This window comes from Lentibacillus sp., assembly GCF_035301925.1.
Taxonomy (GTDB): domain Bacteria; phylum Bacillota; class Bacilli; order Bacillales; family Amphibacillaceae; genus Lentibacillus.
Window position 1 is genome coordinate 1 of sequence record NZ_DATGTI010000169.1, and the last position, 15,544, is coordinate 15,544.

The window sequence follows — 15,544 nt, forward strand, 5'->3', positions numbered from 1 at the left end:
ATTTGCCCCTGGCCGGAATTGCACTGGTAGGTGGAATCGACCGTATATTGGATATGATGCGAACTGCTGTCAATGTCACAGGTGATGCGGCTGCGAGTGTTGTCGTTGATGCAAGTGAAAAGAATGGCATGCAAACAGAGAAGTGATAGGTTTCTTTCGCGAGTGGCAGCACATACGCTATAGGGTAAGTCTCGACTGTGTCCGAACAGCCGGTAAGTAGTATCTAACAGATAGTGCGATGATCGTGAGAAGGAGCTGAGAGCAAATCCCTAGCAGACTGATATCCATGTTGGCACGCGAGCGGGGACTGTGCAAAACAGTAAATCTGAATAGCTGATAGCTCAAAGTGTTATGAGGGCTGGATTAGGTGAAAATGTATGGTGTAATCCATTGAGCTCTCTCTGCTTCCTATATAGGTATTGATGTCAAAAGGCTAAGCCAAGGGCATCGAGATGAGCTATCATGAATGAAAATGGCTCCTTAATCGTAATTTTGCAGGTTAATTTGGCAATGTTGATTGATAAATCAAAACCAAATCGGAGCAAAATTACGAAAGGAGCCATTATAGCACAAAATATGTAGGATTAGATGTATTGAAGGAAAAAATAACTGCGGCAGTTGCTGATGAGGGAAGAGAAGAGACAAGATATTACGGAATGATTTTATACACACCAGAAGCGATAAGAAAGATTACGAAAAAATTGGGTGATCTAGAAAACTTAAAAATGAATTGTCATTGACAAACCATGATCACGTATATACTATTTATGTATGTAATCGATTACAAAAAGAAAGCGGGTGTGCCCATGGCAACAATTCATGAAGTTGCGAGACATGCTGGGGTTTCAGTCGCCACGGTCTCCAGGGTGATCAATAACAATGCAAAAGTTACTGAGCAAACGAAGGACCGGGTGGACAAGGCGATTGATGCATTGCGATACGAGCCTAGTGCACTCGGACGCAATCTGCGAAACTTGGAAACGAAGCTGCTGCTTGTCATGCTGCCGAGCATTTCAAACCCCTTTTATTCGGAAATCATCAACGGAATTGAAGATACGGCGATAGATAAGGGATACCATATCCTGCTATGTGAGACGGACTCGAACCCCAAGCGTGAGACAATTTATTTCAATATGGTGCGAAATCATTTGGCAGATGGGATCATTTCTATGGATCCAACAGTCAACAAGGATAGATTGACGGAACTTGCCACGAATTATCCGATTGTACAATGCAGCGAATACGATGAGGAGGGGGCGATCCCCTATGTGACGATTGACAATGAACTGGCAGCCTATCAGGCAGTGAGGCATCTTGTGAAACTGGGGAGGAAGAACATCGCACTGATTAATTCAGATGAGACATTTTTGTATGCACGTGAGCGGCGACGCGGCTATGAAAAAGCACTGCAGGAATTTGGGCTTCCGGTTAGGCAGGAATGGATTTATCATACGGCAAGTCTAGAGTTTGAAAGCGGGCAACAGGCAGTGCGAATGCTGTTCAGACAGGACGAGAAGCCTAATGCAATTTTTGCGGTATCGGATATCTTTGCAATCGGTGCACTGAAGGAAATCAATGCAAAAGGACTATCTGTGCCGCAGGATATTGCAGTAATTGGATTTGATAAGATCGGTTTTTCAAATATGACACATCCGACACTAACGACGGTCGCTCAGCCGAGGTATCGTATGGGGACGATTGCGGCTGGTATGATCATTAACAAAATCCTTGGAAATAAAGTGGAAAGTATCATGTTGGATCATGAATTGACGATTCGCGAATCAACGTGAGAGGAGGCGCCGTATGGAGAGTAAAATTGCTGTTGTCACTGGTGTCAGTCATTCACAAGGGATTGGTGCGGCGGTTTGTCGTGAATTGGCTAAAAAGGGAATTGATGTATTTTTTACGTATTGGATGGCCAATGAAACGTGGCCGGGTGGTTTTCGGAAAGAACTCGAGCAAAAAGGCATTCAATCTGATTGTATGGAAGTTAATCTTGCACTTCCAGAGGCAGCTTCAAAGGTTCTTGCAGAGGCGAAGAGTAGGATCGGAATACCTACAATCCTAGTCAATAATGCAGCCCAATCGACACGTGATGGGTTTGAACAGCTCGATGCACAAATATTAGATGCTCACTATGCTGTTAATATGCGGGCTACAATGCTTCTGTGTGCCGGGTTTTCCCGAATGTTACGAGACACTCAACTCAATTCGGGCAGAATTATTAATCTAATATCCGGACAAGGGCAGGGGCCGATGGTTAAAGAGCTCGCCTATGGATCGACAAAAGGTGCCATTTCAGCGTTTACGTTGTCCTTGTCGGCAGAAGTTGCGCCCCTTGGCATCACGGTGAATGCTGTAAATCCGGGGCCGACTAATACGGGCTGGATGACAGACGAGTTGAAAGCAGAAATCGCGCCTAAATTTTTGATGGGGCGATTGGGGGAGCCTGCGGATGCAGCCCGGCTTATCACTTTTCTGGCCAGTGAAGAAGCAGCATGGATCACTGGACAGGTTATTCATTCGGAAGGCGGATTTACGCGAAGATAGTATTTTTTGTTATTGAATTTTAAAAATAGATTGACAAAATTTTTACATGCTATATAATATAAATAAATGTAATCGATTTCATAGATGCCTAGCAATTATAGATTTATATCCATTACATCAAGTGAAATCGTTTAAAAAGGAGGAGAAACATGAAGTTTAACAGGAAAGTATTGTGGGTGTTGCTGATGTTAGTGCTGGTTGTATTTCTTGCTGCATGTAATGGAAGCGGTTCCAAAGATTCCAAACAGTCTTCGGAAAACTCCGAGGAGGATGCGGATGCTGAAAGTAGTGAGGAGGTCACAATCGTTTATGCACGCGGCACGGATACAACTCCTGCAACTGAGGAGGTCATTAAAGCATTCGAGGAGGAGCATCCGAACATCAATGTTGAGCAGCGGGAAATGCCAGCTGACACTGGTCAGTCACATGATCAGTATGTAACGGCATTCAGTTCGCAGAGTCCTGAAATTGACGTGTTCAATGCAGATGTTATCTGGCCAGCTGAATTTGCTCAGGCTAATTACGCGCTCGAGCTTGACCGCTTTATCGAAAAAGATGGAATCGATATGGACGCGTACTTTCCGGGAACGGTTGCAGCAGGGAAGTTTAATGGAAAACAGTGGGCAATGCCGCAATATACGGATGCAGGAGTCCTCTACTACCGAACTGATATTGTGGACGAGCCTCCCAAAACGTGGGATGAGCTTATATCCAAAGCCAGTGATCTTCAAGGTGAAAAAGGCACCGAATTTGGCTATCTGATGCAGGCTGCGCAGTATGAGGGTCTGATCACCAATGCGATTGAATACATCGCGTCATATGGCGGTGCGGTCGTTGATGAAAACAATAACGTTGTCGTTGATAGTCCGGAAACCATCAAAGCAATCGAGAAAATGACGGAAATTGTAAATTCTGATTTCGTGCCGAACAACATTACGAACTTTATGGAAATAGAGACGGAAAATGCCTGGATTGAAGGGAATGCTGTGTTTGCCCGTAACTGGCCGTACATGATGTCTTCATCCAATGACGAAGAACGCTCTGAAGTGGTCGACAAGGTGGAAATGACTATGCTTCCGAAGGGTGATGAGAAGAGCGCAGCAGCACTGGGCGGCTGGATGACGATGATCAACCGTTACTCTGAACATCCGGAAGCGGCATGGGAGTTTGTTAAATTTATTTCCGGACCAAAAGGGCAAAAGATTTCAGCAGTGGAAGGCGGACGCCCTCCAACCTTAAAGGAGCTGTATGATGATCCGGAAGTTCAGGAAGTCAGCTCATTATTTGCAAATCCGGAATTCCGCGAAGTGCTGCAATCAGCTGTCCCAAGGCCGGTTTCACCAATCTACCCGGAGATATCAGACATCATGCAGATTGAGCTGTCCAGAGTATTGGCTGGTGAACAGTCAGCAGAGGATGCTGCCGCTAACATGCAAACGAAAATTGAGAAAGCAATGGCAGAATAATCGATCCAACTCGACGGCGGAAGGCAAGGAGGGCATCGACTTCTCCCTTGCCTTCTTCATCTTAGAAGGGGCTCGGAGTAAACAAGGGCTACTGCCTGGGACAGTGCGGTGCAAGGGAGGTTCAAAATGAAACAAAAAAAGAGGTTACGTTTTCAGTTAAATGAAAAACAGCTTGGATATGCCATGGTGATTCCGTCACTAATCCTCATAATTGCTGTTGTGCTTTGGCCAGTGGCACAATCTTTCTATAACAGCATGTTCGATTACCGGCTCAATGATCCAGCCCGGTCGCAGCGTATGCTCAGTGCCACGATAGACCTGGAACGTTATGTTGATAATTATTTTTATATTGACGGCCAGTTGGAAACGTTGGCTGGGGGGACGGATAGTAATAAAACGAAGGATACCATTGCAGATATACGGGAAGGCGTGGATACACACCACTCCGAGCTGATTGATGATGAAGATATCAAGCAAAAAGTCGAGAAGATCGATGAATTGTTGGCCAGCTATACACCGGTGAAGAATGAAGATTTGAAATACGCCAAACTGGATAATGACTTTGCGGCGGAATATCGACAGGTGCTGAAGTCATATCAGAAAGATCTGACAGCTATTGCGGAATCCGCAAGCGATGACGAAACAAAGCAGCAGTTTCAGCAGACGGCGGATTTGCTTGGTGCAACAGCCGGCAACATATTGGAATCGAATTTTGTCGGGCTTTCCAATTATAAAAAATATCTTCAGGATGCTCGCATGTGGAAATCACTGTGGAACACGACATTTTTTACCGCGGTATCGGTCGCGTTTGAGCTGGTGTTCGGGATTGGAATTGCCCTCTTAATTAATCGTGCATTCAAAGGCCGCGGTCTGATTAGGGCATCTGTTCTGATTCCGTGGGCGATCCCGACAGCGGTCGCTGCTATGATGTGGGGATTTTTATATGATGGGCAATCAGGAATTGTCTCGCACTATCTGGAACAGTTGCACATTATCCCGAGTTCATCGTGGCTGCTTTCATCAGCAGATGGTGGCATGTTCTCGATTATATTGGCAGATGTCTGGAAAACGACCCCGTATATGGCTTTGCTGCTTTTGGCCGGGCTGCAAACAATCCCGCAATCATTGTATGAAGCCTCAAGTGTTGACGGATCGAACAAGTGGCAGCAGTTCTGGACCATTACCCTGCCGCTGTTGAAATCATCGATACTGGTAGCACTCTTGTTTCGGACGCTTGATGCTTTCCGTGTGTTTGACCTGATTTATGTTTTGACCGGTGGCGGACCAGCGAATGCGACTGAGTCGATTTCGGTTTATGCATATAAGACACTGTTCGCCCAGCAGAACTTCGGTGAGGGGTCGGTGCTGTCAGTGATTGTCTTCATGAGTGTTGCTCTGATCAGCTTCATCTTTGTGAAACTAATTGGTTCTGATCTTTTCGAAGGTCGTGCAAAAGGGGGGGACTAGATGAAAAAAAGAACAGGAATTGGGTTCTACATCTTTTTGGCAGCATTTGTTTTTCTTGTTATGTTCCCGTTCATTTGGGTGTTTTTGACATCGATCAAGCCGGTTGGGGAGATCTTTTCATCATTCAGATGGTTTACACCGAAGCCGACACTGGATTCCTATGAAGCAGCACTGACGAACCGTCCACTGCTGCGATATATGCTGAACAGTTTTGTCGTGTCCAGTTTGACAACAGTCTTGTCACTCGTGTTCGCCTCGCTTACGGCGTATGCGGTGACCAGGCTTCCGATCCGCGGAAAAGGACTGATTCTTGGTGTTGTGCTCGCGGCATCGATGTTTCCGCAGATTGCAATTATTTCACCGATCTTTAATCTTGTTACCGAACTGGGGCTGAGGAACAGCTATATCGGGCTGGTGATCCCGTATATTACTATTAGCCTGCCGCTTGCGATCTGGGTGCTGGCAACTTTTTTCAAAAAAATTCCGTTCGAGCTGGAAGAATCGGCGAAACTTGACGGCGCAAGCCCATTCCAGACGTTCCGGAAAATCATTTTTCCGTTGGCCGCACCGGGCGTTTTCACGACTGGTATTCTTGTCTTTATTGCGGCTTGGAATGAGTATCTGTTTGCTCTTACGATTAACAGCGATGATCTGTGGCGGACCGTACCTGTCGGGATTTCCATGTATCAAAGCCAATATTCTATCCCGTGGGGCGATATCTCCGCCGCAACCGTAATAGTGACGATTCCGATTGTTATTTTGGTACTATTTTTCCAAAAACGGATTGTGTCCGGACTGACGTCGGGATCGGTGAAAGAGTAGAATGGCAGATTCAAAGTTAGTAGGTATGATGGACTGCATGAACACGAGGAGGATTCAATATGAATGTAACTGTATGGAACGAAAATCGGCATGAACAGTTGAACCCGAAAGTGGCGGAAGTCTATCCGGAAGGTATCCATGGGACAATAGCCAAATTCCTCCGGGAGAAAGGGTATGATGTGAAAACTGCAACACTTGATGAACCGGAGCACGGATTGACTGAACAAGTGCTGGCAGAAACCGATGTCCTAATTTGGTGGGGACATAAAGCCCATGATGAGGTTGAGGATGAAATTGCTGAAAAAGTGAAGGAGCGTGTGCTTGATGGAATGGGTCTGATTGTGCTGCATTCCGGGCATTTTTCCAAGCCATTTACCAAACTAATGGGTACGGACTGCGACTTGAAATGGCGTGAAGCGGATGAAAAGGAGCGGATCTGGGTGACTGATCCAACTCATCCAATTACAGCAGGACTCGGGGAGTATATTGAACTGGAACAAGAAGAGATGTATGGGGAGCATTTTGATATTCCTGCACCAGATGAACTGATTTTTATCAGCTGGTTTGAAGGCGGGGAAGTTTTCCGCAGCGGGGCTACGTTTAAGCGCGGCCGAGGAAAAGTATTTTACTTCCGCCCCGGGCACGAAACTTATCCAACCTATTATAACATTGAAATCCAGCGGGTTATCAAGAATGGGGTTGATTGGGCTATTAACCGGGATACACCGGAATTCACCCGAGGGAATGTAACCCCTTTGGAAAATTTGTCTGAATAGAGGAGCTGATCATATGAAAACATTACGAGTTGGCGTTATCGGATGTGGCAGCATTGCCAAAACCCGGCATTTGCCGGAATACGCGAACAATCCAAATACAGAAATCATCGCCGTTTGCGACCGTGGGACTGGGCGTGGGCAGGAAATAGCGGAACGGTATGAAGCTAGGGCCTATACCAATTATGAAACTATGCTGGTAGAAGAGAGTCTAGATGTAATCAGTGTTTGCCTGCCAAACTACCTTCATGCACCGGTATCGATTGCCGCGCTCAATGCCGGGTGTCACGTTTTGTGCGAAAAGCCGATGGCGACGTCTCGACAAGAAGCAGATGACATGATTGAAGCGGCTGAGAGGAACGGCAAAAAATTAATGATTGGACACAATCAACGCTTTGTTTCCTCGCATCAAAAGGCTAAAATGCTGATAGAGAGCGGTGAAGTGGGCAAAATTTACAGTTTTCGCACCACATTTGGCCACGGCGGCCCGGAAGGCTGGAGTGCTGACGGGGCAAGGAGCTGGTTTTTTAAAAAGAATAAGGCGTTTGTCGGCGCGATGGGAGACCTTGGCGTACACAAGGCTGATTTGATGCGTTTTCTGCTGAATGAGGAATTTGTTGATGTTACGGGGTTCGTGGAAACCTCTGCTAAAGAACATGCAGATGTTGATGATAATGCGGTTTTAATTCTGAAATCAAAAAACGGTATTGTTGGGACCTTGGCCGCAAGCTGGGCATATACCGCTGAAGAGGATAATTCAACAGTCATCTACTGCGAAAAAGCGATTCTTCGTCTTGAAGATGATCCGGATTATTCGCTTGTTGTTCAATATGCTAACGGGGAGTTTGTCAAGTACAAACTGGCTGGAATCCAGTCAAATGAGGAAGGCGGACAGACGACAAGCCATGTGATCGATCATTTTGTCGAATCTGTTCTGAATAATACCGCACCTCTGATTAATGGACATGAAGGGAAAAAATCACTGGAAATAATCTTGAAAGCGTTGGAATCAACAAAGAAGAAGGGATAACATGAGCCGACTTAAAATGGGCATTATCGGAGCTGGCGGCATTGCACAGCAGCGTCACATCCCGGCATATTTAAGCATGCCAGACAAGGTGGAACTGGTTGCTGTTCATGATGTCAACCAGGAGCAGGCGCTAGAGACGGTGGAGACATTCGGGATCCCGTTTGTTTTCGACCATTATGAGAACTTATTAGCCGAAGTAGATGCGGTAACGATTTGTACACCGAATAAATTTCATGCGGATTTGGCGATTAAGGCTTTAGAAAACGGCGTGCATGTATTGTGTGAAAAGCCGATGGCAATTACAGCAGCTGAATGTGCTGCAATGATCGATGCCTCCCGAAAAGCGAACAAATTACTTTCCGTTGCTTATCATTACCGGTTTATGGAGGCTGCAGCAGTTGCAAAAGAGGCTTCATGGGACATTGGCGAACCATTGGTTACCAGAGTTCAGGCACTCCGCCGTCGTAAAGTGCCAGGTTGGGGTGTGTTTACAAACAAGGAGCTCCAGGGTGGCGGCAGCCTGATTGACTATGGTTGTCATTTATTAGACTTAGCGTTATGGCTGCTCGGTAGCCCAGTGCCTGTCGAAGTGAGCGGCAGTTCCTACAATCGGCTGAGCAGATCGCCCGATCAGGTGAACGACTGGGGCACGTTTGATTATGAAACGTTTGAGGTCGATGACCATGTTTCTGCCTTTATTAAATTCGAAAGCGGCGGTTCCATGCTGTTTGAGTGTTCATGGGCTGCGAACATTAAGGAGGATACCAAAACTTTGAGCATTTCTGGAACGGATGGTGGGTTGAGTGTGTATCCGTTTGAACTGTACAGGCAGCATCATGGGAAAATGATGACCTCAACAGCTGGGGTTGATGACAGCGAAGAGAACGCGGGAATTGCTCAGGCCCATAATTTTATAAATAGCTGCCTTGGAGAAGCGTCATTAAGGGTGAAACCGGAAGAAGCGATGCAGGTAACGGAGACCATCGAAGCAATTTATCGTAGCGATGAAAGTGGAACAAGTGTAAGTCTAAGGAGTGATTCATGATGAAACTAGGTATATTCACCGTTTTATTTGCTGAGAAATCGTTTGAAGAAATGCTTGATGTCGTGAAAAACGCAGGTCTTGAAGCTGTCGAAATCGGAACCGGCGGAAATCCTGGGAACGCGCACTGTCAATTGGATGAACTGCTTGAAAGCGAGGATAAGCGTAAGGTTTATCAGGAAAAACTGGAAGCACGCGGACTGACGATCAGTGCATTCAGCTGCCATGATAATCCGGTTTCCCCAGATCAAGCACATGCGAAGAAATCAAATGATACGTTTGTGAAAACTGTCCGTCTTGCGGAATTGATGGGTGTTCCGGTCGTCAATACGTTTTCGGGTATTCCTGGTGCAGGCGATGACTCCAAGTATCCCAACTGGCCGGTAACACCATGGCCGACCGCCTATTCCGAGATTTTGGAGTGGCAGTGGGAGAAAAAGCTGATTCCGTACTGGCAAGAAGCAGGAAAATTTGCCAAAGACCATGGCGTAAAAGTGGGTATTGAGCCGCACGCCGGTTTCAGTGTTCATACACCATATACGATGCTGAAGCTGCGTGAAGAAACGAATGATGCAATTGGCGCAAATCTAGATCCGAGCCATTTATGGTGGCAAGGGATTGATCCAGTTGCTGCCATTAAAATTCTTGGAAAAGAAAAAGCTATTCACCATTTTCATGCAAAGGACACATACATTGATCAGGAGAACGCAAATATGTACGGACTGACTGACATGCAGCCTTACGGCAATGTGCAAAGCCGGGCATGGACCTTCCGCTCGGTTGGATACGGTCATAGCAGCAAAGAGTGGTCGGATATCATCAGTGCATTGCGGACGTTCGAATATGATCATGTCATTAGCATCGAGCATGAAGATCCCATAATGTCCATTGACGAGGGCTTTAACCAGGCTGTCCGAAATCTAAAGGCCGTCAACATTATCGAAAGTCCTGGCGAAATGTGGTGGACATAAAGTCGTGTGAGGAAACTTGTAACAAATTTTTCATAGAATATTAAAAAATTGAGATTATCGAAAAGTTGGTCTAAAAATAAAATCTACTTCTCAAGAAAGTACACTCAAGTTATTGAACTGCCGTATATGTAGCTGTACGTATGGTACTGTAGAGAGGTTGGGGGTTAGTACCCCCCCTCCTACTTGATTGATATAAGGAGTGGAAGGCTGTCAATTCATAACCTTTTCAGACTGATACCCTTTCGCATTTTCTGTAAAGCCTCTTGACTCTCTTCGTTATTTGCAATCATGACATTCGTGTAAAGCGCATCAATGATGGACAGTTGGGCAATTCTTGATGACAGTGCCTCCGAACGAAAATCGGTTTCTTCAGCGACAGTGTACAATGAAATGTCTGCTTTTTCGGTGAGTGGTGATTTAGCAAAATTTGTGATAGCGATCGTTTGTATTTCATTTTCTTCTAAAACCTGAAGGATATCGAGCAAATCTTTTGTCGATCCGCTATGTGAAATGAGAATGGCAAGGTCATCACTCGTCATTTGGGATGCAGACATAATCTGCATGTGTGAGTCCAAGTTAGCACTGACGTCAATGCCGCTGCGGATGAACTTGTGATAGGCGTCCAGTGCCACAAGGGCGGACCCGCCACTTCCGAAAAATTGTACTTTCTCTGCTCGCAAAATGGCTTCAACAGCCCCCTCAATCATCATTTCATCCTGGATATGGAGTGTATCCTCAATCGTTTTAACGTTGGAACGGAAAATTTTTCCGGTAACGGTTCCGATGCTGTCCTTTTCATTAATATTTTCATGGATATCTTTTATTGGTGTTACAATTTCAGCTGCAAGTGCAATTTTCATAGCTTGAAATCCTTTGAAACCAATTCTCTGACAGAAACGGAAAACGGTTGATTCTGCAATCCCCAGTTTTTCGGATACTTGATTAATCGTATGGTGAATGATTTTCTGGGGATTCTCTAAAATGAAATCGGCAATTGCTTTTTCTTTATCACTGAATTTCCCGTAATTGCTTCGAATGCTGGCAAGGCAGTGCTGGTTATTGTTGACCATAATTATTCCCCTTATCAGTAAGCTGTGTTTATCACTCATCTATGTTCAGTAACCCGCCAAACTCCGGCGGCTAACAGACCCTAAATGTCAGATTCGTTCAACTAACATTCAGTGGAAAAAAACACCTACTAAATGAAGTTTCACTTTATATTATATATGAAAATTTGTTTTAATAAAATATTGCATACGGAAAAAAATTTGATATAATTTTTATTAAATGAAAAAAATTTACTCGATAACAGGAGGACATCATGGAAATAGGAATGATAGGACTCGGAAAAATGGGATTTAGCTTAACATTAAACTTATTGGATCACGAGCATAAAGTAGTGGGGTTTGATAAAAATGCTGCGACGATTGAAAGCGTTGACAGCAAAAATTTTCAGCTTGCCGAGTCTTTACATGAACTTGTTAAAAGCTTGCCCTCACCGAGAAAAATATGGCTGATGGTTCCGGCAGGTGAGATTACGACAGCGGTTATCGATGAACTAACTTCGCTCCTCGATGCCGGAGATATATTGATTGACGGCGGCAATTCCAATTATAAAGATACACTTAAGCATGCCGAAAAATTGAAGGAGTATGGAATTTATTTCTTTGATTGCGGTACGAGTGGCGGTATGGAAGGTGCCAGGTCAGGCGCTTGTACAATGATTGGTGGTGATGAGGATAAATTTAAGGAAATTGAGCAGTTGTTCCGTGATGTGTCAATTGATAATGGTTACCTTTACACCGGAAAATGCGGAAGCGGACACTTTCTGAAAATGGTCCATAATGGTATGGAATATGGCATGATGCAGGCAATCGGCGAAGGGTTCGATATCCTGGAAAAAAGTGAATTCAATTACGACTATGAACAGGTTGCCAGGGTATTCAACAATGGGTCTGTTATCCGATCCTGGCTGATGGAATTGGTTGAAAGTGCGTTTTCCAAGGATGCCAACCTGGATGACATTCGCGGTGTGATGAATTCGTCCGGTGAAGGCAAGTGGACGGTGGAAACAGCACTCGATTTACAAACTGCTGCTCCGGTAATTGCATTGTCGTTGATGATGCGGTACCGCTCACAGGAGGATGACACGTTTACAGGCAAAGTTGTCGCTGCCCTAAGGAATGAATTTGGCGGCCACGAAGTTGTGAAGAAGTAGTTGTTAAATTAGGAGGAAGAACGATGGATCAGCAGGGATTTTATCTGGGAGTCGATATTGGAACAACGAGTACAAAGGCAGTACTTTATCAAAAAAACGGTGAAGTAAAAGAAGATCATACTGTCAATTACCCGTTGTATACGCCAAATACATTAGTGGCGGAACAGGATCCGGAAGAAATTTTTAATGCCGTACTTACGGCTGTTCGGGAAGTCATGCGCAAAAGTAACATTTCGTCAGATCAACTTCGTTTAATATCATTCAGTTCCGCAATGCACAGCCTGATTGCCTTAGGCAGCGATGGAAAATTATTGACAAACAGCATTACATGGGCGGATACAAGAGCTGCTGAATACGCCCGAAAAATCAAAGAAGAATACAGCGGTCATGATATTTATTTACGGACCGGGACGCCGATCCATCCCATGTCCCCATTGACGAAACTGGTTTGGATGAAAGAGAACAAGCCGGATATCCTCAATAAGGCGGAAAAATTTATTTCGATAAAAGGTTATGTCTTTTATAAACTTTTTGGAAAGTTTGTTGTCGATTATTCGATTGCGTCTGCGACCGGTTTGTTTAACCTGGAGACGCTTGACTGGGATGATGAAGCACTGAAGCTGGCGGGCATTTCACGTGATCAGCTGTCTGAAATTGTCCCGACCACACATCAGTTGAATGGCATTAACGGGGTACATCTTACATACATGGGGATTGATGCTGATGTTCCGGTTGTTATCGGGGCGAGTGATGGCGTTCTGTCCAATCTTGGCGTCAATGCGGTTGATGAAGGTGTTATTGCCGTAACAATCGGCACAAGTGGTGCCATTCGGACGGTATATAATGAGCCAAAAACTGATCCAAAAGGACGGATTTTTTGCTATGCCCTGACCGAAAACCATTGGGTAATTGGTGGTCCGGTTAATAATGGTGGGATTATTTTACGGTGGCTCCGTGATGAATTCGCTGCTGCAGAAGTCGAAACGGCAAAAAGATTATCAATTGATCCATATGATGTGCTGACAAAAATCGCTTCGGGTGTAAACGCAGGGTCGGATGGTTTGATTTTTCACCCGTTCCTGAAAGGGGAACGTGCTCCAATCTGGGATGCCAGCGCCCGCGGGTCATTTTTCGGATTAAGTATCCATCATAAGAAGGAGCATATGGTACGTGCGGTGCTGGAGGGAACACTCTATAACCTGTATACGGTGTTGCTGGCACTTGAAGAATTGACCGGCGAACCGAAAAGTATCCAGGCAACAGGTGGTTTTGCGAGGTCTGAAACATGGCGGCAGATGATGGCGGATATTTTTGATAAACCGGTTATTGTTCCCGAAAGCTTTGAAAGTTCCTGTCTCGGAGCAGTTGTGCTGGGAATGTATGCAATAGGAGAAATTGATGACTTCAGTGTTATGTCGGATATGGTCGGCAATACCAAGACGCATTCTCCTGATGGGAAAGCTTCAGAAATCTACCGGGAGTTACTGCCTATATATATTCGCCTGTCACGGATGCTTACTGAGGAGTATGAAAGTATCGCTTCATTTCAGCGCAAACATTTGGGGCAGGAATAATACTGTTGTTTAAGCATTGAAAGAGGTGAAGTGGATGGATGTTGTGACAATCGGGGAAACCATGGTGCTTTTCACCCCGGAAAACGCCGGTCCAATGCGTTATACCGATCGTTTTTCGAGTCGTGTGGCAGGTGCCGAATCAAATGTGGCGATTGGTCTTGCACGACTCGGCGCTCAGACGGGGTGGATGAGCCGTCTTGGCCATGACGAATTCGGCAAAAAAATCCGTTCGTTTATTCGCGGCGAAGGGGTTGATACGAGTCAGGTGGCCTTTGATGAGACAGCTGATACGGGTCTTTTTTTCAAGGAAAAGCTGGCCCCCGGTGAATGGCGGGTGAAGTATTATCGTCAGGGTTCGGCGGCCAGCAGGCTGAAACCGGGAGATGTGGATGAATCCTATATTGCCGGTGCGAAATATTTGCTTGTAACCGGAATTACACCAGCACTGAGCGAGAGTTGCTATGAAACCGTTTTAACCGCAATAGAATACGCGAAAAAGCATCATGTAAAAGTGGTTTTTGATCCGAATCTGAGGCGAAAACTATGGTCGGAGAATAAGGCCAGGACGGTATTGATCGAGCTGGTCTCAAAAGCTGACGTCGTGCTGCCGGGAATTGAAGAAGCGGAATTTCTATTCGGAAGCGGATCAACGGAACAGCTTGCCAGGCAGTTTATTAAAAAAAATGCATCAGCAGTCATTATGAAATTAGGCAAAAAAGGCGCGTACTATTTGGCTGAAGACACTGAAGGATATGTTGAAGGATTTCGGGTTTCGGAAGTAGTTGACCCGGTTGGTGCCGGAGATGGGTTTTCAGCCGGTGTTCTATCCGGATTGCTTGATGGTTTGGAGCTAAACGATTCAGTTCAGAGAGGAAACGCCGTCGGAGCCATGGCAATCATGGCAGCGGGTGATGTCGAGGGATTGCCTGAAAAAGACCGGCTGCTTGACTTTATGCATAACCGGGGCCGTGGAGATGTCGAACGATGAGGAGAGTATTTTCATGTTAAATACAATGCAAAAAATTGTGGATCATAAGCTGGTTGCGATTGTGCGCGGGGAAGATCCTGATGATGTGATGCCAATAGCTGAAGCACTTTATGCCGGTGGAATCCGCATTATGGAAATAACAATGGACACACCGCGTGTTGAAAGAGTGATTGGTGAACTGAATAACGCATTTGATGGTGACATGATTGTTGGTGCAGGAACAGTTTTGGATGCAGAGTCAGCCGGGAGTGCAATTATGGCAGGCGCGACGTTCATTTTCTCACCAACTGTTAACACTGAAACGATTAAGCTGACGAAACGGAATGGGGTACTCAGCATTCCGGGAGCTATGACACCAACGGAGATTTTGACGGCCTATGAACACGGCGCAGATCTGGTTAAAGTATTCCCTGCAGGAACGGTGGGACCAGGCTATATTAAAGATGTTCTTGGACCACTTCCGCATGTTCCGTTGATGCCAACCGGTGGCGTGAATCTGTCAAACGTCCGGGAGTATTTTGACAAAGGTGCTATGGCAGCGGGGCTTGGCAGTGCACTTGTCAAGACCGGATCACCGCTGACAGATGCAGATTTGCAAGCGATAACGGCAAACGCGAAACAATTTATCGATGCGATTGAAGGT

General features: G+C 45.5%; 16 protein-coding genes. 15 read left to right on the plus strand and 1 reads right to left on the minus strand.

Annotation, left to right across the window (positions count from 1 at the left end; translation table 11 throughout):
* The 11 genes from VK080_RS13900 to VK080_RS13950 form a co-directional block, all read left to right on the plus strand.
* Positions 1-146, plus strand: a 146-nt coding sequence (locus VK080_RS13900; RefSeq protein ID WP_324225385.1) for a cation:dicarboxylate symporter family transporter, incomplete at its 5' end; no start/stop codon positions are given.
* A 447-nt stretch (positions 147-593) separates the two neighbouring features.
* The gene (locus VK080_RS13905; protein ID WP_324225371.1) at positions 594-740 is read left to right on the plus strand and encodes a hypothetical protein; all 147 of its coding nucleotides are present in this window, start codon (positions 594-596) and stop codon (positions 738-740) included.
* Between the two features lie 66 nt (positions 741-806).
* The gene (locus VK080_RS13910) at positions 807-1,790 is read left to right on the plus strand and encodes a LacI family DNA-binding transcriptional regulator (RefSeq protein ID WP_324225372.1); all 984 of its coding nucleotides are present in this window, start codon (positions 807-809) and stop codon (positions 1,788-1,790) included.
* A gap of 13 nt (positions 1,791-1,803) precedes the next feature.
* Positions 1,804-2,550: an SDR family oxidoreductase gene (locus tag VK080_RS13915; RefSeq protein WP_324225373.1), complete on the plus strand. Its 747-nt coding sequence runs from the start codon at positions 1,804-1,806 to the stop codon at positions 2,548-2,550.
* 149 nt (positions 2,551-2,699) lie between these two features.
* Positions 2,700-4,016 (plus strand): ABC transporter substrate-binding protein, encoded by a 1,317-nt coding sequence (locus VK080_RS13920; RefSeq protein WP_324225374.1) that lies wholly within the window; start codon positions 2,700-2,702, stop codon positions 4,014-4,016.
* A 126-nt stretch (positions 4,017-4,142) separates the two neighbouring features.
* Positions 4,143-5,483, plus strand: coding sequence for an ABC transporter permease subunit (locus tag VK080_RS13925; RefSeq protein WP_324225375.1), 1,341 nt, complete (start codon positions 4,143-4,145; stop codon positions 5,481-5,483).
* Positions 5,484-6,305: a carbohydrate ABC transporter permease gene (locus tag VK080_RS13930; protein ID WP_324225376.1), complete on the plus strand. Its 822-nt coding sequence runs from the start codon at positions 5,484-5,486 to the stop codon at positions 6,303-6,305.
* 59 nt (positions 6,306-6,364) lie between these two features.
* Positions 6,365-7,081 carry a ThuA domain-containing protein gene (locus tag VK080_RS13935; protein WP_324225377.1) on the plus strand — a complete coding sequence of 239 codons (717 nt, stop codon included), beginning with the start codon at positions 6,365-6,367 and terminating at the stop codon, positions 7,079-7,081.
* 13 nt (positions 7,082-7,094) lie between these two features.
* Positions 7,095-8,108, plus strand: a complete 1,014-nt coding sequence (locus tag VK080_RS13940) for a Gfo/Idh/MocA family oxidoreductase (protein ID WP_324225378.1) — start codon at positions 7,095-7,097, stop codon at positions 8,106-8,108.
* Position 8,109: 1 nt separating this feature from the next.
* Positions 8,110-9,153: a Gfo/Idh/MocA family oxidoreductase gene (locus VK080_RS13945; protein ID WP_324225379.1), complete on the plus strand. Its 1,044-nt coding sequence runs from the start codon at positions 8,110-8,112 to the stop codon at positions 9,151-9,153.
* Entirely contained in the window at positions 9,153-10,121 is a 969-nt protein-coding gene (locus tag VK080_RS13950; protein WP_324225386.1) for a sugar phosphate isomerase/epimerase, read from the plus strand. The genes VK080_RS13945 and VK080_RS13950 overlap by 1 nt, the downstream gene beginning before the upstream one ends.
* A 215-nt stretch (positions 10,122-10,336) precedes the next feature.
* Here VK080_RS13950 and VK080_RS13955 read toward each other — a convergent pair whose 3' ends face one another.
* Positions 10,337-11,191: a MurR/RpiR family transcriptional regulator gene (locus tag VK080_RS13955; RefSeq protein ID WP_324225380.1), complete on the minus strand. Its 855-nt coding sequence runs from the start codon at positions 11,189-11,191 to the stop codon at positions 10,337-10,339.
* 251 nt (positions 11,192-11,442) lie between these two features.
* Between VK080_RS13955 and gnd the strand changes: the two genes are divergently transcribed.
* The 4 genes from gnd to VK080_RS13975 form a co-directional block, all read left to right on the plus strand.
* Positions 11,443-12,339: a phosphogluconate dehydrogenase (NAD(+)-dependent, decarboxylating) gene (gnd, locus tag VK080_RS13960; protein ID WP_324225381.1), complete on the plus strand. Its 897-nt coding sequence runs from the start codon at positions 11,443-11,445 to the stop codon at positions 12,337-12,339.
* Between the two features lie 23 nt (positions 12,340-12,362).
* Positions 12,363-13,913 (plus strand): gluconokinase, encoded by a 1,551-nt coding sequence (gene gntK / locus VK080_RS13965; RefSeq protein WP_324225382.1) that lies wholly within the window; start codon positions 12,363-12,365, stop codon positions 13,911-13,913.
* A 34-nt stretch (positions 13,914-13,947) separates the two neighbouring features.
* Positions 13,948-14,901: a sugar kinase gene (locus VK080_RS13970; protein WP_324225383.1), complete on the plus strand. Its 954-nt coding sequence runs from the start codon at positions 13,948-13,950 to the stop codon at positions 14,899-14,901.
* 13 nt (positions 14,902-14,914) lie between these two features.
* The coding region (locus VK080_RS13975) for a bifunctional 4-hydroxy-2-oxoglutarate aldolase/2-dehydro-3-deoxy-phosphogluconate aldolase (RefSeq protein WP_324225384.1) at positions 14,915-15,544 on the plus strand (630 nt) is incomplete at its 3' end.